Source organism: Rhizobium sp. GW821-FHT14E12 (assembly GCF_058803745.1).
In genome coordinates, this window is the sequence record NZ_JBXAPH010000001.1 from 1,194,179 (window position 1) to 1,215,826 (window position 21,648).

General features: G+C 60.3%; 23 protein-coding genes. 11 read left to right on the forward strand and 12 right to left on the reverse strand.

Annotated elements, in window-relative coordinates; all coding sequences use genetic code 11:
• Positions 1-119: 119 nt before the first annotated feature.
• Entirely contained in the window at positions 120-971 is an 852-nt protein-coding gene (locus AC1RO0_RS05820) for a GNAT family N-acetyltransferase (protein WP_498591937.1), read from the reverse strand.
• A gap of 116 nt (positions 972-1,087) precedes the next feature.
• Positions 1,088-2,386, reverse strand: coding sequence for an amidohydrolase family protein (locus tag AC1RO0_RS05825; protein WP_498591938.1), 1,299 nt, complete (start codon positions 2,384-2,386; stop codon positions 1,088-1,090).
• A gap of 278 nt (positions 2,387-2,664) precedes the next feature.
• On the opposite strand from AC1RO0_RS05825, the gene AC1RO0_RS05830 reads away from it, so the two are divergent.
• Both AC1RO0_RS05830 and AC1RO0_RS05835 read left to right on the forward strand, forming a co-directional pair.
• Positions 2,665-3,987 (forward strand): UDP-glucose dehydrogenase family protein, encoded by a 1,323-nt coding sequence (locus AC1RO0_RS05830; protein ID WP_498591939.1) that lies wholly within the window; start codon positions 2,665-2,667, stop codon positions 3,985-3,987.
• Between the two features lie 14 nt (positions 3,988-4,001).
• Positions 4,002-5,006: an NAD-dependent epimerase gene (locus AC1RO0_RS05835; RefSeq protein WP_498591940.1), complete on the forward strand. Its 1,005-nt coding sequence runs from the start codon at positions 4,002-4,004 to the stop codon at positions 5,004-5,006.
• Positions 5,007-5,016: 10 nt separating this feature from the next.
• Here the strand turns inward: AC1RO0_RS05835 and rutF are convergent, their stop codons facing one another.
• Positions 5,017-5,556: an NADH-dependent FMN reductase RutF gene (rutF, locus tag AC1RO0_RS05840; protein WP_498591941.1), complete on the reverse strand. Its 540-nt coding sequence runs from the start codon at positions 5,554-5,556 to the stop codon at positions 5,017-5,019.
• A 336-nt stretch (positions 5,557-5,892) separates the two neighbouring features.
• Between rutF and AC1RO0_RS05845 the strand changes: the two genes are divergently transcribed.
• Entirely contained in the window at positions 5,893-6,690 is a 798-nt protein-coding gene (locus AC1RO0_RS05845) for a creatininase family protein (RefSeq protein WP_498591942.1), read from the forward strand.
• Here the strand turns inward: AC1RO0_RS05845 and AC1RO0_RS05850 are convergent.
• Positions 6,678-7,646 carry a LysR family transcriptional regulator gene (locus tag AC1RO0_RS05850; RefSeq protein ID WP_498591943.1) on the reverse strand — a complete coding sequence of 323 codons (969 nt, stop codon included), beginning with the start codon at positions 7,644-7,646 and terminating at the stop codon, positions 6,678-6,680. The genes AC1RO0_RS05845 and AC1RO0_RS05850 overlap by 13 nt on opposite strands.
• A gap of 184 nt (positions 7,647-7,830) precedes the next feature.
• Between AC1RO0_RS05850 and AC1RO0_RS05855 the strand changes: the two genes are divergently transcribed.
• The 6 genes from AC1RO0_RS05855 to AC1RO0_RS05880 all read left to right on the forward strand — a co-directional run bounded on the left by AC1RO0_RS05855 (position 7,831) and on the right by AC1RO0_RS05880 (position 13,986).
• Positions 7,831-8,847, forward strand: a complete 1,017-nt coding sequence (locus tag AC1RO0_RS05855; protein WP_498591944.1) for an ABC transporter substrate-binding protein — start codon at positions 7,831-7,833, stop codon at positions 8,845-8,847.
• 146 nt (positions 8,848-8,993) lie between these two features.
• Entirely contained in the window at positions 8,994-9,818 is an 825-nt protein-coding gene (locus tag AC1RO0_RS05860; protein ID WP_498591945.1) for an ABC transporter ATP-binding protein, read from the forward strand.
• Positions 9,818-10,684, forward strand: coding sequence for an ABC transporter permease (locus tag AC1RO0_RS05865; RefSeq protein WP_498591946.1), 867 nt, complete (start codon positions 9,818-9,820; stop codon positions 10,682-10,684). The genes AC1RO0_RS05860 and AC1RO0_RS05865 overlap by 1 nt, the downstream gene beginning before the upstream one ends.
• Positions 10,684-11,997, forward strand: a complete 1,314-nt coding sequence (locus AC1RO0_RS05870) for a cytosine deaminase (protein ID WP_498591947.1) — start codon at positions 10,684-10,686, stop codon at positions 11,995-11,997. The genes AC1RO0_RS05865 and AC1RO0_RS05870 overlap by 1 nt, the downstream gene beginning before the upstream one ends.
• A gap of 1 nt (position 11,998) precedes the next feature.
• On the forward strand, positions 11,999-13,408 hold the full coding sequence (locus AC1RO0_RS05875; protein ID WP_498591948.1) for an FAD-binding oxidoreductase: 1,410 nt from the start codon (positions 11,999-12,001) through the stop codon (positions 13,406-13,408).
• Positions 13,405-13,986 carry an NAD(P)H-dependent oxidoreductase gene (locus AC1RO0_RS05880; protein WP_498591949.1) on the forward strand — a complete coding sequence of 194 codons (582 nt, stop codon included), beginning with the start codon at positions 13,405-13,407 and terminating at the stop codon, positions 13,984-13,986. The genes AC1RO0_RS05875 and AC1RO0_RS05880 overlap by 4 nt, the downstream gene beginning before the upstream one ends.
• Before the next feature lie 19 nt (positions 13,987-14,005).
• Here AC1RO0_RS05880 and AC1RO0_RS05885 read toward each other — a convergent pair whose 3' ends face one another.
• Positions 14,006-14,425 carry a cupin domain-containing protein gene (locus AC1RO0_RS05885; RefSeq protein ID WP_498591950.1) on the reverse strand — a complete coding sequence of 140 codons (420 nt, stop codon included), beginning with the start codon at positions 14,423-14,425 and terminating at the stop codon, positions 14,006-14,008.
• A gap of 59 nt (positions 14,426-14,484) precedes the next feature.
• Between AC1RO0_RS05885 and AC1RO0_RS05890 the strand changes: the two genes are divergently transcribed.
• Positions 14,485-14,976, forward strand: a complete 492-nt coding sequence (locus AC1RO0_RS05890) for a MarR family winged helix-turn-helix transcriptional regulator (protein WP_498591951.1) — start codon at positions 14,485-14,487, stop codon at positions 14,974-14,976.
• Between the two features lie 46 nt (positions 14,977-15,022).
• Here AC1RO0_RS05890 and AC1RO0_RS05895 read toward each other — a convergent pair whose 3' ends face one another.
• The 4 genes from AC1RO0_RS05895 to AC1RO0_RS05910 form a co-directional block, all read right to left on the reverse strand.
• Complete coding sequence (locus AC1RO0_RS05895) at positions 15,023-15,751, reverse strand: class I SAM-dependent methyltransferase (protein WP_498591952.1); 729 nt, start codon at positions 15,749-15,751, stop codon at positions 15,023-15,025.
• A gap of 35 nt (positions 15,752-15,786) precedes the next feature.
• The gene (locus AC1RO0_RS05900; protein ID WP_498591953.1) at positions 15,787-16,269 is read right to left on the reverse strand and encodes a VOC family protein; all 483 of its coding nucleotides are present in this window, start codon (positions 16,267-16,269) and stop codon (positions 15,787-15,789) included.
• A 20-nt stretch (positions 16,270-16,289) separates the two neighbouring features.
• Positions 16,290-16,679 carry a RidA family protein gene (locus AC1RO0_RS05905; RefSeq protein WP_498591954.1) on the reverse strand — a complete coding sequence of 130 codons (390 nt, stop codon included), beginning with the start codon at positions 16,677-16,679 and terminating at the stop codon, positions 16,290-16,292.
• A 62-nt stretch (positions 16,680-16,741) separates the two neighbouring features.
• Positions 16,742-17,638, reverse strand: a complete 897-nt coding sequence (locus tag AC1RO0_RS05910; RefSeq protein WP_498591955.1) for a DMT family transporter — start codon at positions 17,636-17,638, stop codon at positions 16,742-16,744.
• Between the two features lie 218 nt (positions 17,639-17,856).
• On the opposite strand from AC1RO0_RS05910, the gene AC1RO0_RS05915 reads away from it, so the two are divergent.
• Positions 17,857-18,282 carry a hypothetical protein gene (locus AC1RO0_RS05915; protein ID WP_498591956.1) on the forward strand — a complete coding sequence of 142 codons (426 nt, stop codon included), beginning with the start codon at positions 17,857-17,859 and terminating at the stop codon, positions 18,280-18,282.
• Positions 18,283-19,046: 764 nt separating this feature from the next.
• Here AC1RO0_RS05915 and AC1RO0_RS05920 read toward each other — a convergent pair.
• The 3 genes from AC1RO0_RS05920 to AC1RO0_RS05930 form a co-directional block, all read right to left on the reverse strand.
• The gene (locus AC1RO0_RS05920) at positions 19,047-19,739 is read right to left on the reverse strand and encodes a hypothetical protein (protein WP_498591957.1); all 693 of its coding nucleotides are present in this window, start codon (positions 19,737-19,739) and stop codon (positions 19,047-19,049) included.
• A 119-nt stretch (positions 19,740-19,858) separates the two neighbouring features.
• Complete coding sequence (locus tag AC1RO0_RS05925) at positions 19,859-20,470, reverse strand: alpha/beta hydrolase (RefSeq protein WP_498591958.1); 612 nt, start codon at positions 20,468-20,470, stop codon at positions 19,859-19,861.
• A 15-nt stretch (positions 20,471-20,485) separates the two neighbouring features.
• Entirely contained in the window at positions 20,486-21,418 is a 933-nt protein-coding gene (locus AC1RO0_RS05930; protein WP_498591959.1) for a VOC family protein, read from the reverse strand.
• Positions 21,419-21,648 lie beyond the last annotated feature (230 nt).

Sequence of the window (21,648 nt, forward strand, 5' to 3'; positions counted from 1 at the left end):
CTTTTTACGTGACGAATCAGCGCCTCCAACAGGATTCTTCCTGTCGGCACGCGCCGGCGAAAGCCAAACCCTTCCTGGATCTATCGGATTTCAGGAGCAAAAACGTAAAAAACCGAGAACTAGCCGAGTTCGAGCGTGGTGACGGCGAAGACGCGATTGAGCGGCATGTTCGGGGCAGCACCTCGATACATCCGTGCCGTTTCGAACACCGGAGACAGCCCGCAGGCTTCGGCAAGCCCGATTGCCTCGGCATTTTCAGCGGGCACGTCCAGATACACCGGCCTCCCCTTGGCCTCCGACAGCAGTGTGGCCAGCAGGGCTGCCGCGACATCGGGGCTGTTTGCAAAGAGCGGGCCGATCTTGAGCCCCTCGAAACAGCGCCGGATCGTGCCATAGCCGCGGATCCGGCTGCCGCTGCCGACCATGAAGGATTTTCGTCTCTCGGGTGCGCCGCACCAGGCATTGAGAAAGGAATAGCGCAGCCCCGGGAAAATGCCGGCATCGTAGCGCAGCAGCGCCTCAAGCCTGCCCTGCGTGACCGGCACGACTTCGACGGCCTTGTCTATGTCGGGCACTTTGGCGACGCCACCGTAGCGCAGGGTGCGATAGGCCGCCTCGAAGCCGTGGCGGCGATAGTTTTCCTGCTGCGCAACGACGCCGTCGAGACCGACGGTGCGGTTGCCCGCGAAGGCCATGACCTTGTTCCACAGCGCCTTGCCATAACCCTTGCCGCGAAATTCCGGGTGGACCATGAATAAGCCAAGAAAGGCGAAGCTTTCGCCATAGCGCACGAGGGAAATGCAGCCGACCGGCACCTCACCGATCGCGCCGACGAAAAAGCCGGAAGGATCCGCCTCCCAGAATGCCGGAGCATCGTCGACACCGGGATTCCATCCCTCCTGTCGAGCCCATTCCAGAGCAAGCTCCAATTCCCCGGCTCGCATTGTACGCACGGCGAAACTCGACTTCATGCAAACGCCCCACATCGCCCATTCAGCACCGTTCCCGTCGAAACGACTGCGCCCCGCCTATCATGGTGCAATGCAGTGGCAATCACAAGCAACAGACCGCGACATGCCTGGCCGCTTCAGCCCTCGGCTGCATTTGGCGCATAAGTGGCCGGATCGACCGATCCCGGCCTCCCAGCAAGCGACAGCGTTGCAACACGCGCCGGCGTCTCGCTGATCACCTTGCCGCGGCGGACGACGAACAGGCGGCCGGCGCGCATCCGGACAGCCTCGATCGTATCCCGGGCCTGCAGCACGACGAGATCGCCGTTGCAGCCGACGTCCAGCCCGTAACCGTCGATGCCCATCACCTTGGCCGGATTGGCGGTGACGGCGTCGAAGCAGAAACGCATGGCTTCGCGTGACGCCAACTGCCCGACATGTAGCCCCATATGCGCGACATCCAGCATGTCGGCGCCGCCGAGCGAATACCAGGGGTCCATGCAGCAATCCTGGCCAAAGGCGATATTGATGCCGAATTCGCGCATCTCCTTGACTCGGGTCAGCCCGCGCCGCTTCGGATAGGTGTCGTGCCGCCCCTGCAGCATGATGTTGATCAGCGGGTTCGGGATCGCATGCACACCCGCTTCCGCAATCAACGGCAGGAGCTTCGAGACATAATAATTGTCCATCGAATGCATCGAGGTCAGATGCGAGCCGGCCACCCTGCCCTGAAGACCGAGCCGCGTGGTTTCGGCCGCCAGCGTCTCGATGTGGCGCGACAGCGGATCGTCGGTCTCGTCGCAATGCATGTCGACCATCAGGCCGCGCTTTTCGGCGATCTCGCAAAGCGCCCGCACCGAACGCGCGCCATCCTCCATCGTCCGCTCGAAATGCGGAATGCCGCCGACGATATCGACGCCGAGATCAAGCGCGCGCTCGAGATTCTGTGCCGCCGTCGGCGAACGATAATAACCGTCCTGCGGAAAGGCGACGAGCTGCAGGTCGAGATAGGGCGCGACCTGCTTCTTCACCTCCAGCAGCGCTTCAACAGCAAGCAGCCGGTCGTCACAGATGTCGACATGGGTGCGCACGGCCAAAAGCCCCTGCGATACCGCAAGATCGCAATAACGCAGGGCCCGCTCTGCCACCGCCTCATGCGTCAAGAGCGGTTTCAGCTCTCCCCAGAGTGCAATGCCCTCCAGCAGCGTCCCCGAGGTATTCAAACGCGGCAGGCCGAGCGACAGGGTTGCGTCCATATGAAAATGGCAATCGATGAAAGGAGGCGCCACCAGATGGCCGCCGGCATCGATCACACGCCCCGCCTCCGCCTTCAGTCGGGGCTCGACAGCCACGATCTTGCCGCCGGCAATGGCAATATCCTGCCCCTTGCGGCCGTCAGGAAGGTTGGCATTGCGGACGATGAGATCGAATGTCATGGGGAATTGCCTTCAGATGAATGGAATGGCGTTGATCCCAAATGTCTAGCATGCCACCGAAGGCTGGCAAGCCGTTCGACGGTTTGGAACTGTAGCGATCCACGCATGTCACATTGCCTTTATCTTTTTGGTCTTTATGACACGTCTGTGCAGTGCCCTGGATAAGCACCGCAACGTATAGGCGTCCCCGGCGATCCTGTGTATAAGCGCAGGCGACCGCCAATGAAGGGATCGCGCCGCAGCGCTGAGCCCACTGCAAGCAAGAGGATTGAAGTTCCATGCACATCACGATGATCGGTTCGGGTTATGTGGGTCTTGTGTCTGGTGTCTGCTTTGCGGATTTCGGCCATGACGTCATTTGCGTCGACAAGGACGTCGGCAAGATCGAGGCGCTGCTGAAAGGTGAAATCCCGATCTTCGAGCCTGGCCTCGAACAGCTCGTCGCCGACAATGTTCGCGCCGGTCGCCTGTCCTTCTCGACCGATGTCGAAACCAGCGTTGCCGCCAGCGACGTCGTCTTCATCGCCGTGGGCACGCCGTCGCGGCGCGGCGATGGCCATGCCGATCTTTCCTACGTCTATGCCGCCGCCCGCGAGATTGCCGAGCACGTCAAGGGCTTCACCGTCATCGTCACTAAGTCGACCGTACCGGTCGGCACCGGCGACGAGGTCGAGCGCATCATTCGCGAAACCAATCCGGATGCCGATGTCGCCGTCGTCTCCAATCCGGAATTTTTGCGCGAAGGTGCGGCCATCGAGGACTTCAAGCGTCCCGACCGCATCGTCATCGGCCTTAACGACGACCGCGCTCGCGGTGTCATGACCGAGGTCTACCGGCCGCTCTATCTCAACCAGGCGCCGCTGCTGTTCACCACCCGCCGCACGTCGGAACTGATCAAATACGCCGCCAACGCGTTTCTCGCCATGAAGATCACCTTCATCAACGAGATGGCCGACCTCTGCGAGAAGGTCGGCGCCAATGTGCAGGAAGTGTCGCGCGGCATCGGGCTCGACGGCCGCATCGGCTCGAAATTCCTGCATGCCGGCCCCGGCTATGGCGGCTCCTGCTTCCCGAAGGATACGCTGGCGCTCGCCAAGACCGCGCAGGATTTTGACAGCCCCGTGCGGCTGATCGAGACGACCATCTCGATCAACGACAATCGCAAGCGCGCCATGGGCCGCAAGGTGATCGCGGCCATGGGCGGCGATGTCAGGGGCAAGACCGTTGCCGTACTCGGCCTGACCTTCAAGCCTAACACCGACGACATGCGCGACAGCCCGGCGATCTCGGTCATCCAGACGCTGCAGGACGCCGGCGCCACGGTGACCGGCTACGATCCCGAGGGCATGGACAATGCCCGCCAGGTGATCGACGACATTGCCTATGCCCCCGACGCCTATCGCGCGGCGCAGGGTGCCGATGCTCTTGTCATCGTCACCGAATGGAACCAGTTCCGCGCGCTCGACTTCGCCCGGCTGAAGAGCGTCATGAACGCTCCCGTCCTTGTCGACCTCAGAAATATCTATCGCCATGAGGAGGTCACAAAGCACGGCTTTGTCTATACAAGTATCGGCAGACCCATGAACGGGGCCGAACTGTAAGCAAGGGCCGACGAATGCGCTATCTCATCACCGGAACCGCCGGCTTCATCGGCTTTCATCTCGCCAAGCGCCTGCTCGACGACGGACATTTCGTCGTCGGCTTCGACGGCATGACGCCCTATTACGACGTCAAGCTCAAGGAGAAGCGCACCGCCATCCTCGCCCGCTCCAACGGCTTCAAGGCCGTGACCGGCATGCTGGAGGACAAGGCGGCGCTGGATCACGCAGCCGAACTCGCGGAACCCGACATCATCGTCCACCTCGCGGCCCAGGCCGGCGTGCGCTACAGCCTGGAAAATCCACGCTCCTACGTGGATTCCAACCTCGTCGGCTCGTTCAACGTGCTGGAACTGGCGAGAAGCATTCAGCCGAAACATCTGCTGCTCGCCTCCACCTCCTCGGTCTACGGCGCCAACGAGAAGATCCCTTTCGCGGAAAGCGACAAGGCCGACGAGCAGATGACGATCTATGCGGCGACGAAGAAGAGCATGGAGTTGATGGCGCATAGCTACGCCCATCTCTTCGACATCCCGACCACCGTCTTCCGCTTCTTCACCGTCTACGGTCCCTGGGGCCGGCCGGACATGGCGCTGTTCAAGTTCGTCGACGCCATCAAGAACGACCGCCCGATCGAGATCTATGGCGAAGGCAAGATGAGCCGCGATTTCACCTATATCGACGACCTCGTCGAAGGTATCGTCAAGCTGATCGGCGTCATTCCCTCGGAAGAAAACCGCGTCGTATCGGACACGATCAGCGATACGCTGTCGAAGAACGCCCCTTTCCGCATCGTCAATATTGGCGGCGGCCAGCCGGTCGGGCTGATGGCCTTCGTCGAGACCATCGAGGCGATGCTCGGCAAGAAGGCGATCCGCCAGATGCTGCCGATGCAGCCCGGCGACGTGCACAACACCTATGCCGTGCCGGACCTGCTGGTGGCGCTGACCGGCTTCAAGCCGCAGATCGAGGTCGACGAGGGCGTGCGCCGCTTCGTCGAGTGGTATCAGGAAAACTACTGAGAAAGCTGACCTATTCGGCCTGACCCGCCGGATGATAGGCCCGGTCGAAGTAAACCAGCCCCTGCCCGCCGTCGCGCTGGCGGATGGCGTCGACTTCGCACATCAGGATATCGTGCGTGCCGCCATCGGCGCGGCGTACGATGCGGCAGTCGAAGGAGACGAGTGCGTCCTCCAGTGCCGGCGAGCCGGTCGACAGTTCCGACCATGCGGCCGCGGCGAAGCGTTCGGCAACCGGCGTCTTGCCGCCAAAGAGGCGCGAGAGGTCCTGATGTCCTTCCGACAGCACGTTGACGCAGAGCACGCCGTTTTCCGTCACCGCCGGATGAACGGACGCGCCACGATTGAGACAGACGAGCAGGGTCGGCGGGCTGTCGGTAACGCTGCAAACGGCGGTCGCGGCGAAGCCTGCGAGCCCCGCCGGGCCATTGGTGGTGACGATGTTCACGGCCGCGGCCATGCGCGCCATGGCGTTGCGAAATTCGGCTCGCGCCACATCGGGATCGGCGACGGGCACCGCCTTCTCGAACGCCACGGATGTCTTCATGTTCATTCCCATTGTCCCCGCATGTCGCGCCGAAATCTGGATGCAAGCAACGTACCAAGTCAAACTGCTTATCTCAAGCAACCGCATTTCACGGAACCGCTATTCGCAGGGCAATTAGTTTTCTATAAAATCTATCAACAAAAGGAAAAACAATCCTGTCCATGCGCCTTTGGGGCATTTCCTCCTGCGTTCCGAAAGCGAAGCAGCATGGCCGGCAATCGTGACGCCCCTCACCGCCTGCGTACACAAAAAGGCAGCGGCACGGCCGCAAATTGATGCTTTCCTCCGTCAGCATCCTTGCCGTATCCGTTAGATGAGAGACGCACATGAGAGGATATGGCCATGGCGAAGCCCTTCTATTGGAACGAACTGAACACCTATGATTTCGCCGGCCTTTCGCCAGACACCACCATCGCGATCCTGCCGATCGCCTCGACCGAACAGCACGGTCCGCATCTGCCGATCGCAACCGATGTCGCTATCGCCACCGGCATGCTGGCCGAACTGAAGGTCCAGCGTCCCGATGATCTCGATTTTCTCGTGCTGCCGACCCAGGAGATCGGCAAGGCCAATGAGCATGTCTATGGCCCCGGCACGCTCTCGCTCAGCGCCGAACTGCTGATCCCGGTCTGGACCGCGATCGGCGCCAAGGTTGCCGAGGCCGGCATTCGCAAGATGGTGATCGTCAATTCCCATGGCGGCAATCTCGACATCATGGGCATCGTCGCGCGCGAATTGCGGGTGCGCTACCAGATGGCCGTCGTCGCCACCCAATGGATGCGCTTCGGCACGCCTGATGGCATGATCAGCGAGCATGAGCAGCGCTACGGCATCCATGGCGGCGACGTCGAGACCTCGCTGATGTTGCATTTCCGTCCCGAACTGGTGCGGATGGACAAGGCGGAAAACTTCTCCTCCAAGGCGGAGTGGATGAAGGAACACTCCAACTATCTTCAGCCGCTGCCGCCGCATTCGCTCGCCTGGATCGCCCATGATCTCAACCCCAACGGCGTCGTCGGCAATGCCGCCAACGGCACGGCGGAAAAGGGCGCGCTCATCTGCAGTCATCAGATCAAGGGCTTTATCGAGATGCTGCACGATCTCCGGGACTATCCGCTGACAAACCTCTACTCGAAATAGGCGTCAGACCGGCGCCGTTCCGACGGCATCAGGATGTGTCCTTTTGCCTGTAGCTCCTCCACCAGGCCGGCCAGTTCGGCGAGCAGATATTCCACGAACAGGCTGGTCGCCGCATCCAGCGGCGCCCGCGCCCGCGCAAAGAGCTTCAACGGCTGATGCCGAGAATGCGGTTCCGCGATCGGCCGGAACACCAGCTCGCCGCGCCGGCAATCGGTGATCACGTCGAGCGGGTTGAGCAGCGTCAGCCCTGCCCCGCATTTGACGAGCTGCTTCAGCATTTCCGACGCATTGCTTTCCAGCACCGGCTCGACCTGCACCGACAGCCGCGCCAGCGTCAGGTTGATGATGTCGCGCAGGCTGGTGCCCGGCTGCGCCAGGAGCAGCCGTTCCTCCACCACATCGGCCAGATTGATCGGCCCCGGCTCGATCAGCGGATGGCCCGGCGGCAACACGACGCCGATCGGAATGTCGAAATTGCCGAGCGAGCGAATGCCCGGGGTCGCGGGAATGTTGAAGCCGAGGCCGATATCCACCTCGCCCGAAAGTACCGGCGCGACGGTGGTCGAGCCGGAATCATTGCGCAACTGGATGAAAACGCGGGGATGTTCGGAAAGGAACCGCGTGATGATCTCCGGCAGCGGCCCGGCGGCAAGGCCGACCGTCGTGACGATCCTGACCTTGCCGGCCTGCTGCATCTTGAGGCTGCGGATGCGCCCCTCCAGCCGCTCGTAATTCTTCAGCACCTCGCGGATATGCTCGATGCAGAGTTCGCCCGCCGCCGTCAGCCTGAGGCCACGCGGCAGTCGCTCAAATAGCGGCGCTCCCATCTCCTCTTCCAGCGCCAATATCTGCCGATTGATCGCCGAGGACGCCACGTTGAGCCTCGCCGCCGCCTTGCGGATCGAGCCGCAGCGAGCGATCTCGTCGATATAGAGCAGTCGTCTTGAATGCAGCATAGGCGTCCCCATTGCATAAATTTTACCCAGGCCGCACAATTTAGGCACAGACCCGGGTTGAGATGCCTAAAAGGCATCAATGCGCACGAATTTTGATGCTTTTCAAAGCGCAACGCAATCGCTCAAATGTACAAAATGGGCGTCACTGGTGGCGTCTCATGGCGAATAAGGGGAACAACCAGCCATGTTCAATGCATTGAAGTCCAAAGCATTTCTGACCGCCATGGGCCTGATGGCCGCCGTTGCCGTAGCGGAGCCCGCAAGCGCCCTCGATAAGGTGACCTACGGCACCAACTGGCTCGCCCAGGCCGAACACGGCGGTTTCTATCAGGCAGTGGCCGACGGCACTTACAAGAAATACGGTCTCGACGTCACCATCGTCCAGGGTGGCCCGAATGCCGCCAACTCGGCGCTGCTGATTTCCGGCAAGATCGATTTCTACATGGGCGGCCCGCAGCAGGAAATCGACGCCGTCAAGCAAGGCATCCCGATCGTCGACGTCGCCGCCATTTTCCAGAAGGATCCGCAGGTGCTGATCGCCCATCCGGACGCCGGCGTGGAGAAATTCGAGGATCTTGCCAAGCTGCCCACCCTGTTCATGAGCAAGGACGGCTACGTCACCTATTTCGAGTGGATGAAGGCGAACTTCCCGGGCTTCAAGGACGAACAGTTCAAGCCCTACAATTTCAGCGCGGCGCCGTTCCTCTCCGACAAGCAGTCGGCCCAGCAGGGCTATCTGACCTCCGAACCCTATGAGATCGAAAAGCAGGCCGGCTGGAAGCCGAAAGTCTTCCTGATCGCCGATGCCGGCTATTCGCCCTATTCGACAATGATCACCGCACAGACCGCAATGGTCCAGAAGAACCCGGACCTCGTGCAACGCTTCGTCAACGCCTCGATCGAAGGCTGGTACAACTATCTCTACGGCGACAACAAAGCGGCCAACGATCTGATCAAGAAGGACAATCCCGATATGACGGACGGCCAGATCGCCTATTCCATCGCCAAGATGAAGGAATACGGCATCGTGGAATCCGGCGACGCCATCGACAAGGGCATCGGCTGCATCACCGACGCGCACTACAAGAAGTTCTTTGACGAGATGGTGCAGATCAAGATTTTCGACGCCGATACGGACTATAAAAAGGCCTTCGATCCGCAGTTCGTCTGCAAGGGTTTTGGGATGGCGCTGAAGAAGTAAGTCTTAGTACCTCCCCCTTGGGGGGGAGGTCGCCGCAAAGCGGCGGGTGGGGGTGACACCCCGAGATTTCGAAGGATCACCCCACCCCGGAGCTTCGCTCCGACCCTCCCCCTCAAAGGGAGGGTGGATCAACAAAGAGCCGAACCATGACACTGCCTGAAGCCGCTACGACCACCCGAACCGAACCGCGCAAGCGGCCGCTGGTCGTCATGGAGCAGGTCTCGAAGGTCTTCTCCAACGGCACGCTGGCGCTCTCCGGCATGTCGCTCAACGTGGAAAGCGGTGAGTTCATCAGTCTCCTCGGCCCCTCCGGCTGCGGCAAGTCGACGGCGCTGCGTATCATCGCCGGCCTCGGCGGCGCCTCCAGCGGCCGGATAGACTGGCCAAGCTCGCGCATCAATTCCAAAGGACTTCCGGATGGCGATATCAGCTTCGTCTTTCAGGAGCCGACGCTGCTGCCCTGGAAGACCGTCTTCGGCAATGTCCATCTGCCGCTGAAGCTGCGCGGCGTTTCCGAGACATCGGCCCGTGATCAGATCATGGCGACGCTGGCGACCGTCGGTCTGCAGGATTTCGCCGAGGCCTATCCGCGCGAATTGTCGGGCGGCATGAAGATGCGCGTCTCCATCGCCCGCGCTCTGGTCACCAAGCCGAAGCTGCTCCTGATGGACGAGCCCTTCGCAGCACTCGACGAGATCACCCGCCAGAAGCTCAACGACGATGTGCTGCGGCTGTGGCAGACCACCGGCATCACGGTGATCTTCGTCACCCATTCCGTTTACGAGTCCGCCTACCTTTCCAACCGCATCGTCGTCATGAAGGCCCGCCCCGGCCGCGTCCACATGGATTTCCCCCTGCACACCAGCGGTGAGCGCGATCCCCTCTACCGGTCCTCCGAGGAATATCGGCAGGTCTGCGAAAAAGTGTCCCGTTCCCTGATCGAAGCCATTGGCTGGCCGGAGGCCCATTGATGAGCAACAGCACCAGCCTATCCGCAAACCTCTCCACGGAAGCAGCGGACTCCCCGCCGACGCCGGCCGTCCGCACCAGAAATGCCGAACGCTCCCTCGGTATCATCGTGCCGGTCCTGACCGTCGTCGTCCTGATCGTCCTCTGGCAGCTTCTCGTCGTCGGCGCCGATATTCCGCAATATATCCTGCCGAGCCCGCTGGCCGTTGCCAAAGCTCTTGTGTCCGACTGGGGCATTCTCTGGCCGGCGCTCTGGGTCACCACACAGATCACCTTTATTTCCCTGGCGCTGGCCCTGATCGGCGGCGTTGGATTCGCGATCTTCCTGGTGCAGTCGCGCTGGATCGAGCTTGCCTTCTATCCGCTCGCCGTCATCCTGCAGGTAACGCCGATCGTGGCGATCGCACCGCTGATCCTGATCTACGCGCCCACCCGCGAATCCGCGCTGCTGATCTGCGGCTTCCTCGTCGCCTTCTTCCCGATCCTCTCCAACATGGTGCAGGGCCTGAAGAGCGTCGACCACAATCTCCTGAACCTCTTCGACCTCTACGGCGCCTCGCGCTGGCAGATGCTGCTGCATCTGAAACTGCCGGCGGCCCAGCCCTATTTCATGACGGGCCTTCGGATCGGCGGCGGCCTGTCGCTGATCGCCTCCGTGGTCGCCGAATTCGCCGCCGGCTCCGGCGGTCCCAATTCCGGCCTCGCCTTCCGCCTGCTTGAGGCGCAATACCGCCAGAATATGCCGCGCCTGTTCGCCGCCCTGCTGCTGCTCTCGGCGCTCGGCGTCGCCATCTTCGCCCTCACCTCCTTCATCTCATGGCTGAGCCTGCATCGCTGGCATGAAAGCAGCCTCAAGCGGGAAAACTGATGTCCTATTCCTTCATGTCCCCGCCAAACGCCGCACGCTTCGTGCTGAGCAACGCCACCGTCCCCGCTGTGACACTGACCGGCTTTATCGGCCCGTCCAGCGAAGGCCTCGTGAAAGCCGACATCGTCGTCGCCGATGGCCTCATCAAGGACATTCTGCCCGCAGGTACTGCCCCTGCGGAATTCGCCAAGGCCGACATGAGAGACGGCATGGTCTGGCCCACTTTTGCCGACATGCACACCCATCTCGACAAGGGCCATATCTGGGAGCGCCGCGCCAATCCGGACGGCAGCTTCATGGGTGCGCTCGATGCCGTGCGCTCCGACCGCGAAGCCAACTGGTCCGCAGCCGATGTCCGTAAACGCATGGAGTTCTCGCTGCGTGCCGCCTACGCCCACGGTACCAGCCTGATCCGCACCCATCTAGATTCGCTGGCGCCACAGCACCGCATTTCCTTCGAGGTGTTCTCGGAGGTGCGCGAGGCCTGGAAGGACAAGATCGCGCTGCAGGCCGTTGCCCTCTTCCCGCTGGACTTCATGGTCGACGACGCCTTCTTCGCCGATCTGATCACGGTCGTCCGCGAGGCCGGTGGCCTCCTCGGCGGCGTCACCCAGCTGAACCCTGAGATCGACAGCCAGCTCGACAAGCTGATCCGCGCCGCCGCCGACAATGGTCTCGATATCGACCTGCATGTCGACGAGACCGAGGACCGGGAAGTGCTGACGCTGAAGGCGATCGCCGAGGCCGTGCTGCGTAACGGCTTCACCGGCAAGGTCACCGCCGGCCATTGCTGCTCGCTCGCCCGCCAGGATGAGGATGTCGCCACCGCGACGATCGATCTCGTCGCCAAGGCCAGGATCTCGATCGTGTCGCTACCGATGTGCAACATGTATCTCCAGGACCGCCATCCGGGCCGCACGCCGCGCTGGCGTGGCGTCACGCTGCTGCATGAGCTTACCGCCGCTGGAGTGCCCACTGCTGTCGCCTCCGACAATACCCGCGACCCCTTCTATGCCTATGGCGATCTCGATCCCGTCGAGATCTTCCGCGAGGCCGTGCGCATCCTGCATCTCGACCATCCGCTGGATACGGCCGCCCGCGTCGTCACCACCTCGCCGGCCTCCATCCTCGGCCGCCCCGATATCGGCCGCATTGCCGTCGGCGGCCCCGCCGACCTCGTCCTCTTCAGCGCCAGGCGTTGGAGCGAATTCCTCTCCCGTCCGCAGTCCGACCGCGTCGTCCTTCGCAAGGGCAAGGTCATCGACCGCAGCCTGCCGGATTACCGTGAACTCGATACCACTATTGGAGCCTGACATGCCGGATTATCAGCTCATCAAGAAAGAACTCGAAGGCATCGCCATCGAAGACAATCCGGCGCTGGTGCGCCAGAAGAGCCGCGACTTCTACTGGTATTCGCCGATCCTGAAGGCGCAGCTCGACAACGTCACCGCCGACCTCGTCGTCACGCCGAAGACCGAGGACGAGGTGATCCGCACGCTGAAGGTGGCCTATGCCCATGATGTGCCGGTCACCCCGCGCGGCGCGGGCACCGGCAATTACGGCCAGGCCATGCCGCTCTCCGGCGGCATCGTGCTCAACCTCGCGGCCATGAACAAGGTGAAGGAAATCCACACCGGCCGCGTCATCTGCGAGCCCGGCATCATCATTGCCGAGCTCGACCGCCAGACCAAGGCCCATTCCGGCCAGGAACTGCGCTTTCATCCCTCGACAGCGCAGACGGCAACCATCGGCGGCTTCATCGCCGGCGGCTCCGGCGGCGTCGGCTCGATCACCTGGGGCGGATTGCGCGATATCGGCAATATCCTGCGCCTGCGCGTCGTCACCATGGAGGCGGAACCGCGCGTCCTCGATCTCACCGGCTGGGACCTGACCAAGGTCAGCCACGCCTACGGCACCAACGGCATCATCACCGAGATCGAAATGCCGCTCGCCCCTGCCTATGACTGGGTGGACGTGCTGGTCGGCTATGACGACTTCATGGACGCCGTCCGCTTCTCGGACGCTCTCGCCAAATGCAACGGCATCCTGGTCAAGGAAATCGCGCCGATCGCGGCTCCCATCCCGCACGAATATTTCACCCGCCACAAGCCTTACATCCGTCACGGTCAGTCGGTCGTGGCGCTGATGATCGCGCCGCATTCCATGGAGCCGTTCGTCGCTTTCGCCAGCCAGCAGAAGGGCGAGATCACCTTCCGCTCCGACAAGGTGGAGAGCATGAAAGGCATCCCGCATGCCTATGAACTCGCCTGGAACCACACGACGCTGCGCGCCATCAAGGTCGATCCGAGCATCACCTATCTGCAGGTGCAGTATCCGGGACCGGACCATGTCGCCAAGGTGCAGAAGATGGTCGAAATCTTCGGTGACGAAGTGCCCGGCCATCTCGAATTCATCAAGTTTGACGGCCAGATCCAGTGCGCCGGCCTGCCGCTGGTGCGCTACACCTCCGAGGCGCGTCTGGAGGAGATCATCAAGATCCATCAGGACCACGGCTGCCCGATCTTCAATCCGCACCGCTATACGCTGGAAGAAGGCGGCATGAAGCAGACCGACACTGTGCAGCTCGCCTTCAAGAAAGAGACGGATCCGAAGGGCCTGCTCAACCCCGGCAAGATGATCGCCTGGGACAACCCGGACTTCGATTTCAAGGCCGGCAAGAACTATCTCTTCCCCGGCCTTGCGGCGCTGATGGAGGCCTCATGAGGGTTCTCGTCCTTCATTCGCATCCCGTCGAGGAAAGTTTTGGCGGTGCGCTGCATCGCCAGACCCTCGAGAGTCTCAAGGCCGCCGGCCATGAGATCGACGACTGCAACCTCTATTCCGAGGGCTTCGACCCTATCCTATCCCGCCATGATCGGCTGATCTACCATGACTATCCCGAGAATACCGAGGCGCTAAAGTCCTATGTCGAACGTCTGGAACGTACCGAGGCTCTGGTGATCGTCACGCCCGTCTGGAACTTCGGCTTTCCGGCCATTCTCAAAGGCTATTTCGACCGTGTCTGGCTTCCGGGCGTCTCCTTCGAACTCGTCGACGGCAAGGTGCGCTCCAAGCTGCAGCATATCCGCAAGCTCGGAGCCGTGCTGACCTATGGCGCCGATCCCTTCCGAGCCTTTGTTGCCGGCAATCCGCCGAAGAAGATCGTCAAGCGCGTGCTGCGGGCACAGATCAAGCCTTTCGCCCCCACCGTCTTCCTCGCCCATTACGACATGAACCGCTCGACCGACGAGACTCGTAAACGGTTTCTGGAGAAGGTGAAACGGGAGATGGAGCGGTTTTAAAACGCTCCGGAATTCGGGCCTAAGCCGGGACGAGCCCGTGGCGCAACATGACTTCCTGCGCCTTGGCAAGGTCAGGTTTGCCGGGCACATTGACCACTTCGGCAATCTCCTCGAAGTAGCGGCGGGAAATGGAGCCCGGCGTGATGACGACCAAAGCTCGTGCGCGGCCCTCATGCAGGTTCTCATGGTGATGGACGCTGCCGCGCGGGATGAAGACAGCGTCGCCGACACCCAGTTCCTGCTTTCGACCATCAACCATGACCGTCACAACACCCTCGATCCCATAGAGGATTTCGTCCGCATCCTTGTGATAGTGGGGCGCGGGTACGCGGGCGTGGGACGGAACGATGAACTCGAATACCGTAGCGCCTTTGTCGTTCACCAGGAAGCGCAGTTCCAACTCCCCGATGCGTACGACATCATGTCCATTCGCTTCCATTGGCCCGATCCTTGCTGTAAAGTGACTTTACAAGATAAACGTAAAGCGACTTTACAAATATGTCAATGTTCAATGAGCTGACAAAGCAACCCAATACGAGCGAAGAATTGCAGCCGCCTTTCTTCGGCGCTCTACTGCGCATCGTCTGGCAGGATGTTCGCAGTCGGATGCACAAAGCTATTCACGACGCCGGCTTCGCGGATTTTCAGGACGCTCACTTCGCCGTGTTCTCCTATCCCCTGCCGGACGGCATCAGGCCATCCGAATTAGCACGGCAGAAGAAAATGTCGCGGCAAGCGATCAACTATCTAATCACCCAACTCGAAGAGCTGGGGTATGTCGAGCGGCGCGCTTCTGAAGGCAGCGATCGGCGTCTTATATACCTCAGTGCGCGGGGACAGGAGATAGCCGAAACGATCTTCACCTGTCTGCGTCGACTGCACACAGAATGGGCTGAAGAGATCGGTCACGAGCGGTTCGATGTTTTCCTTGACGTGCTGAAACAGCTTTCCCTCAAAGCACAGGAAAGTACGCCAGAGGCTGGCCCATAATCCATTCGCTCAAAGGCACACCGAGGCAGACAGCAGCATCCGTAAGTCACTTCATCGTCGATATCAGCAGAAACATCGGGCGCTCGCGCTCGATCGCCCAATCCGGATGCGCGGCAAGATCGTCATCGGTCGGCGCCCACTCTTCGACATGGGCAATCGTAAAGCCCGAGTTGATCAGCAGGTTCAACGTCGTCCCCATGGTGCGATGCTGCTTCACGACGCCTTCGGCGAGCCAGTTCGTCACCCGCGGCCCTTCCATCTGGTAGCTGTCGAGCGGCCATGTCTTGCGGCCTTCGCCATCGGCCAGCCAATCCGGCCGTCGAGGCGACATATAGATCGGATGCTCGATCGAGAAAATCAGCCGCCCGCCCGGCTTCAAAGCCTGATGGATCGTCGCCAGAAGCCCGGAGACGTTCTTGATGTAGTGAAAGGCGAGCGAACTATAGACGAGATCGAAAGCCGCCGCCGGAAGCTGCAAATCTTCGAGATCGGCCTTGCCGTAGCAAATAGCCTTGTCAGCCGTCTCACCCTCCGCGCGGGCGAGCATATTGTCGGAGACGTCGAGGCCCAGCACATTGGCCGCCCCCTGCTCCCTCGCCCAGCGGCAGAACCAGCCGAAGCCGCAACCGAGATCGACAATATCCAGACCGCGCAAGTCAGGTAGCAGCGCCCGCATCGACGGCCATTCCGCCGCGCCCGCAAGCCCGTCGATCGATCGTTGCAGCTGGCTGTAGCCTTGGAAGAAGGCCGGGTCATCATAGATGTTCTGGGTCATGTTCGCCTCCCAAGGCTCGATGCCGCCTATCCCCATCAGATCGAGGGTTTCGGCCGCGCCAGCCACTGCGAATAAGGCTTCACGCCGAAGCCCGGATCGGCCGCGTCTTCAAGCACATGGATATACTCGATCGAATGCCCATCCGGGTCCAAAAAATATTGCGACACCGCCGGCATCCAGCCGAGGACGACGGGTTCGTCCGATGGATTATCGTTCAAATCGAGCGGCTGAATGCCATGCGCCTTCAGCGCGGCGGCAGAGCCGAGAACATCCTCCAGAGTGACCCGAAAAGCAATGTGAAGCCGCATGCGCAGGGGCGCGCTGCCTATGGCCCAGAGGCCGAGCATGCCCTTCCTTTTGTCGTCGATCCAGAAGAACGCGACGTTCCTGGCTTCGATGACGGTTGCCAGCTCCAGCCTGATGACATCCCGATAAAACCGGATCGAACGATCAAGATCGACGACCGTCAGATGGGTCTCATACAGACCCAGGATTTGCGGCATCGGCACATTTGTCATGTCTTCTGAAGCTCCTGTCATCATACTATTTTCGCTGCGGTCACTTCGACCTCCACCAGAAATTCCGGCCGCGTAAACCCGCCGACGATGATCAGCGTCGAGACCGGCTTCGGATCGAGCGTATAGCGGTCGCGGACGGCCATGTAGGCGGGAAAATCCTCACGCCTGGTGACAAAACCGGAAATGCGGATGACGTCGGCAAAGCTCATGCCCGCCTCATCGAGGATCGCCTTGATCGCCTCGAAGCAAAGCTCCGCCTGGCCGGTCACGTCGGAGGGAATAGTCTCATCGAGAGCAATTCCCACCTGGCCCGAGGTCACCAGCAGGCTGGCGCCCGGCGGCACCAGCAGGCCGTGATTGTAGTTGCCGAACGGGCGGCGGACGGAGGGCGGATTAAACGTCTTCTTCATCAGCATCGGTTCCTCGTTTGCAGGGCCGATTTCAGCACTTCAACAATCGGTGGACAAGCCGCTCAATGCACCTGAACGGGCTCCTTCACCCGATTTCGCCGCACTTCCAAAAGGATATGGCCGAAGAGCGCGGCAAGCACGATCGGCCCGCCGACCAACGTCGCCTTTGACGGCAACTCCGCCAGGAACATCCAGGTCCACAGCGGCGTCAGCGGCACTTCGAGTGCAGTCAGCAGCGTCGCGTCGGCGGCCGGGATCAACCGTGAGCCGAAGGTGTAGAGGCTGAGACCCATGGCGCTCTGGACGAGGCCGAAAGCAACGATCAGGCCCAGATCATGTCCCGACACCATGGATGGCGACGCGAACCAGAAGGTGACCAGGGAGCAGAGCCATGCGGACAGAGCCATCGCCGGCAGCATCGGTACATCCCGATGCTGGCGCATGATGACGGCAAGACCGGCAACAGCCAGGGTCATGATGACGGCAAGCCCCTTGCCGAGCCAGCTTCCGTCACCGGCGGACTCGCCGGAAAGCATTACCAGCACGCCCCCCAAGGCGACGACGCTGGCAACGAGCGTCGTGGCGCTCGGGCGCTCCCGGATGAAGAGATAGGCAACACCGGCGGTGACGAAAGGCACGGTCGCGTAGATCACCATCGCATCGGCAATGGAGGTGTAATAGATCGAGCCGATACCGCCGATCATGGCTGTCGTGGAGAACACCGTCGCGGCCAGCGACGGCCAGCGCATCGACCGAATAATCCGCCAGCCATTGCCGCGCTCGATGTAGAAAAACAGCGCGAAGACGCCAAAGCCGGTGACGATGCCACGGCAGAAGAGAATGGTCATCAGATCGGCGTGGATCGTGCGCACGAACAGGCCTGATGTCGACCACGCCAGGGCCGAAAGCGCCACATAGGTCACACCCAGGCGATACTGCTGCTGCTCCGCCAGCGTCACGACGAATCCTCCCAAACTTTCTTATGTTTTATGGCGCGACTATTAGCGAGTGCCGGAACAACCCACAAGCCATGCTTGCGGCTTGCATGTCGCGGACACGCGAAGAAAATGCGCCGGTTGCAGAACCACCACGCCTGCTTCAATCCAAACCGGCCCCTCCGTCTTGCGGATATTTCGGCTGCCTTTAGGGTATGGATGATTCGGCAGAGGGAGAAACAATGCAGCTATTGCTGGCAGGCCTGTTTGCATGCGGCTGCGTGAGCCTGGTCGATGCCGTGCCGTGGCCTGTTGCCGAGAGCTATATCAACCCCGCCGTGGAATGCAGCCAAAGCGCTGATCCCGGCGCTTGCCGATATACGCGAGACACCTGGAAAACGGAGTACAGCGACGCCATCGACGGGAAATATCAGGGGCAGCGAAACGTTGCCTTCTGCCTGAGCATGGGCTGCGACAAAGCCATCCAGCCGGACAAGATCCTCGGCTGCGCCTGGCGCATCGTCATTGCGAAATCCGGGCATGCGGAATTCGATGACACGGATGCCATGAACCTTAAGGTTTTCTGTGGGCCGGACTATGTTGATCGTGCGGAGCGGCAGGCGGCGGAGATCCACGCCAAGACGATGTTGATGATGATGGGGAAATGACTGGGTGCATGGCTGGCCTCGACTTCTAACTTCCCAAAGCGTTAATCCAATTTAGGCAGCGTTGGGTGGTAAATGTCCGCTAGGGCAGCTTGCGGCAGAGGCGGGCGTCTGTTTGTCGCTTGAAATCCTTAACGAGGCCAAATGGTATAAGAGCGCGGGTTTATCAAGGGGGTCTTCGCCCCGGCTAGAAACAGGCCTCGTATGCACCGTATAGCGAGCCAAGCCAACGGTACGTAGCCTGCAAAATTGCTGAAAGCCAGCCAAGTCCGAAGGTTCGTTGTTTCAGCGTAATTTTTTCCGTTCATTAGGAACATTGTCACCGCACCAATGCCGAACAAAACGGCTCTTATCACTAGATAGGCCGCTGCACTGCGATATTGCATTTCATAATGAGATCTTTCCCAATCCTCGCTGTCGTAACGCCTCCTCTTAGAGAAGATCATCGCGACTATCTGAATAGGAAATAAAAATAAGCCGAACAATATGATAGCGTAGTTCGATGGGACGCCACCCGTTTTCTTGACTACTGCTTCGATCATATACGGGAACCTTTTTCATTTTCAGTCGAGCAATGGAGTTCAGCTACAACTTGGCGATTAAATATTGATATCCAATTTCGGTGAATTTGTCCTCGATCAAAGCTAACGTCCCCAGCGACTAATCACTAGATGCTAAGCTTTTTTACGTGGCTGCTAATGGCGCTTTTGAGCCAGCCGCCGATCTTCCGCCATCGACCCAAAGCGGTCAAAGGATCGCTCACTGGATTACCGAGATATCCAGACTTGAAGAGGGCCAAGTTTTGCCAGCCCCATCTCTTCATCGCTAAGATCGTCCGTAGACCAGCACACGATAGGTAGCCCTTGAGAAGCCGATCCTGCAGCTTTTAACACTCCCATCTGCGCGAATGAATGGCTTTTGAGGGAGAACCAATTGGATAATCCAAGCGAAAATCCGGTGTCAAAGCTGATAAAGCCAGATTCGATTGCACCAAGCTCACCCTTGAACCAAAATTTTAGTCTATCGTCTTCAAGTAAGGTGCTTGGAAAAATGGTGTCGTCAGGAGAACCCCAAGCTCTTTCCCATAAATGCAACTCGTCTGGGGACGTTACGGTCTTCCAGCCGACAGACTCGCCGCTCGAAACCGTACCACCGTACCAATGCCCAGCGAGTATCCGTTCGAAACCCTGCTCGGTAAGAATTAGGTCTGCGAAACTATCCTTGATCCCCCACTTTCGAGGCTGGTTGGCTTCACGAACTTTGTGAGCGAGTTCAGCAACTTCGTTCTGAACGCCCTTTTTGCGAGTTATAATGTTCGGATAAAACGGCGGCGAAATAGCCAAATTCACCCAAGCCCTCGAAGACGTCGTTTCGTTCGACCCATGTGCAGAACAGACCCTACTGCACCAAGCGATATTGTCTTCCACGGCGATATGAAGCAGTCGGGAGGTATCAGTCATAATAAGCACCCTCGATACGCGGGAAGGATAACCTATTTGGCAATGACCGCAATTGGCAGCAAGCTCACCGCCAGAAGCACTTCGGAAAAGCCGGTGGCCTTTGCCACCGGCTTTTCTGTTTACACATAGGGCGCAAGAAACCCCCGAATCGCCTCGATCTCGTTCGGGCGGATATCGTGGCCGCCCGGATGCCAGTCGAGCGTGACCTCAGCCTTCTGCCGCGTAAAATAATCCGCCAGCGCCTTGGTCACCGGCGCCGGCGAGATCGGGTCGCGTTCGCCGGCCGTAATCAACACACGCCGGCCGTCGAGCCCGGCATTGTCGCGGGGCTGGAACGGGATCAGCGGATGCATCAGCACGGCGGCGTCGAAGAGATCGCCATGCTCGATCAGCACATTGGCGAGAATGTTCGCGCCATTGGAAAAGCCGAGGCCGAGCACTTGCGAGGCACCGTGATCGATGGCGAGGCCTTTGACATAGGCAGCCATCTTTTCCGTTGCGCGGGCAAGGTCGACCATGTCGTAGACGCCCTCGCCGGTGCGGCGGAAGAAGCGGGCGGCGCCATGTTCCGAAACATCGCCGCGCGGCGAGACGATGGTCGCGTCCGGCAGCAGGCGACTGCCGAAATCGAAGAACTGGTTCTCGTCACCGCCCGTGCCGTGAAAGGTGAAAAGGATGGGTTTGCCGGGTGCACCGGGCTTTACCCGGTGCACGTAGGTCGTATCCGTCATGATCTTGCTCCTCGCTTAGGCGTCCAGCGGTTCGAGATGCTCTTCGAGCAGCGAACGCAGATGTGCGTGCTGTTCCGGCAGCGTCAGTGCCTCGCCGAGGTGAGCCGTATCCTCGTCGCGGTTGAAGCCCGGCTCGTTGGTGGCGACTTCGAACAGCACGCCGCCTGGCGTGCGGAAATAGATCGCCCAGAAGTAGTCGCGGTCGATGACCGGGGTCACCTGATAGCCCGTATCCATCAGCGCCTTGCGCACCTCGAGCTGCTTGGCGCGGTTCTCGACGGCAAAGGCGACGTGGTGGACGGAGCCGGCACCCGGAAGCGCGCGGTTGATGTTCGGCATGGTTTCGAGATCGACGACATCTGCACCATTACCGCCGGGAATGGCGAGCCGCTTGACGCCCTCATGCGTGTCGACAACTTCATAGCCCATATACTTCAAGAGTTCGGCCGTGGCGCCCTCGTCCCGCAGCCGCATGGCAACGGAATGAAAACCCCTGATCGCGTGTTCGGCATCAACGCCGCCATGGGTCCAGGGATCACGCTTGTCGTTCTTGACCTCGACGAGCGCGAAACCGTCGCCATCGGGACCGGCGAAATGCAGGCGCTTCTGGCCGAAGGATTCATCAGCCTTCAGTCCCTCGACGCCCTGCTTGCCGAGCCGGTCGGTCCAATAGCCGATCGCACCTTCCGGAATGGAATAGACGGTATTGCCAACTTCGCCGGTGCCCGGACGGCCACGCGCCATTTTCGGGAACGGGAAATAGGTCATGATCGTGCCAGGCGTACCGATCTCGTCACCATAGTAGAGGTGATAGACATCGGGCGCATCGAAATTGACGGTCTTCTTGACGCGGCGCAGGCCGAGGGTGTTGGTGAAGAACTTGTTGTTCGTACGGGCGTCTTCCGCCATCGAGGTAACGTGGTGAAGACCCTTGATCTGATTGAGCATCTCTAACCCCTTGTCTCGCCCGCAACGGCAGGCGTTTTCCATGGGCAGAAGATGGTCCGAGAGCGGGCGTTTCGATAGCCCTCAATAGCCAAACGGATTGTCTCTAATTATTGAACGATGAGGGGGCGTCGTTCACCGCATGTATTTTCTTGCAACACCCGACCCATCCGCATTGCATAAGACAACCATGTATATTAAATTAATCTAGACAGTCTAGACAGGAGATCGAC

Bases quoted from the DNA above. Each gene is read 5' to 3' on its own strand.
- AC1RO0_RS05820 (WP_498591937.1), bottom strand. From the start codon at position 971: ATGAAGTCGAGTTTCGCCGTGCGTACAATGCGAGCCGGGGAATTGGAG.
- AC1RO0_RS05825 (WP_498591938.1), bottom strand. From the start codon at position 2,386: ATGACATTCGATCTCATCGTCCGCAATGCCAACCTTCCTGACGGCCGC.
- AC1RO0_RS05830 (WP_498591939.1), top strand. From the start codon at position 2,665: ATGCACATCACGATGATCGGTTCGGGTTATGTGGGTCTTGTGTCTGGT.
- AC1RO0_RS05835 (WP_498591940.1), top strand. From the start codon at position 4,002: ATGCGCTATCTCATCACCGGAACCGCCGGCTTCATCGGCTTTCATCTC.
- rutF (WP_498591941.1), bottom strand. From the start codon at position 5,556: ATGAACATGAAGACATCCGTGGCGTTCGAGAAGGCGGTGCCCGTCGCC.
- AC1RO0_RS05845 (WP_498591942.1), top strand. From the start codon at position 5,893: ATGGCGAAGCCCTTCTATTGGAACGAACTGAACACCTATGATTTCGCC.
- AC1RO0_RS05850 (WP_498591943.1), bottom strand. From the start codon at position 7,646: ATGCTGCATTCAAGACGACTGCTCTATATCGACGAGATCGCTCGCTGC.
- AC1RO0_RS05855 (WP_498591944.1), top strand. From the start codon at position 7,831: ATGTTCAATGCATTGAAGTCCAAAGCATTTCTGACCGCCATGGGCCTG.
- AC1RO0_RS05860 (WP_498591945.1), top strand. From the start codon at position 8,994: ATGACACTGCCTGAAGCCGCTACGACCACCCGAACCGAACCGCGCAAG.
- AC1RO0_RS05865 (WP_498591946.1), top strand. From the start codon at position 9,818: ATGAGCAACAGCACCAGCCTATCCGCAAACCTCTCCACGGAAGCAGCG.
- AC1RO0_RS05870 (WP_498591947.1), top strand. From the start codon at position 10,684: ATGTCCTATTCCTTCATGTCCCCGCCAAACGCCGCACGCTTCGTGCTG.
- AC1RO0_RS05875 (WP_498591948.1), top strand. From the start codon at position 11,999: ATGCCGGATTATCAGCTCATCAAGAAAGAACTCGAAGGCATCGCCATC.
- AC1RO0_RS05880 (WP_498591949.1), top strand. From the start codon at position 13,405: ATGAGGGTTCTCGTCCTTCATTCGCATCCCGTCGAGGAAAGTTTTGGC.
- AC1RO0_RS05885 (WP_498591950.1), bottom strand. From the start codon at position 14,425: ATGGAAGCGAATGGACATGATGTCGTACGCATCGGGGAGTTGGAACTG.
- AC1RO0_RS05890 (WP_498591951.1), top strand. From the start codon at position 14,485: ATGTCAATGTTCAATGAGCTGACAAAGCAACCCAATACGAGCGAAGAA.
- AC1RO0_RS05895 (WP_498591952.1), bottom strand. From the start codon at position 15,751: ATGACCCAGAACATCTATGATGACCCGGCCTTCTTCCAAGGCTACAGC.
- AC1RO0_RS05900 (WP_498591953.1), bottom strand. From the start codon at position 16,269: ATGACAAATGTGCCGATGCCGCAAATCCTGGGTCTGTATGAGACCCAT.
- AC1RO0_RS05905 (WP_498591954.1), bottom strand. From the start codon at position 16,679: ATGAAGAAGACGTTTAATCCGCCCTCCGTCCGCCGCCCGTTCGGCAAC.
- AC1RO0_RS05915 (WP_498591956.1), top strand. From the start codon at position 17,857: ATGCAGCTATTGCTGGCAGGCCTGTTTGCATGCGGCTGCGTGAGCCTG.
- AC1RO0_RS05920 (WP_498591957.1), bottom strand. From the start codon at position 19,739: ATGACTGATACCTCCCGACTGCTTCATATCGCCGTGGAAGACAATATC.
- AC1RO0_RS05925 (WP_498591958.1), bottom strand. From the start codon at position 20,470: ATGACGGATACGACCTACGTGCACCGGGTAAAGCCCGGTGCACCCGGC.
- AC1RO0_RS05930 (WP_498591959.1), bottom strand. From the start codon at position 21,418: ATGCTCAATCAGATCAAGGGTCTTCACCACGTTACCTCGATGGCGGAA.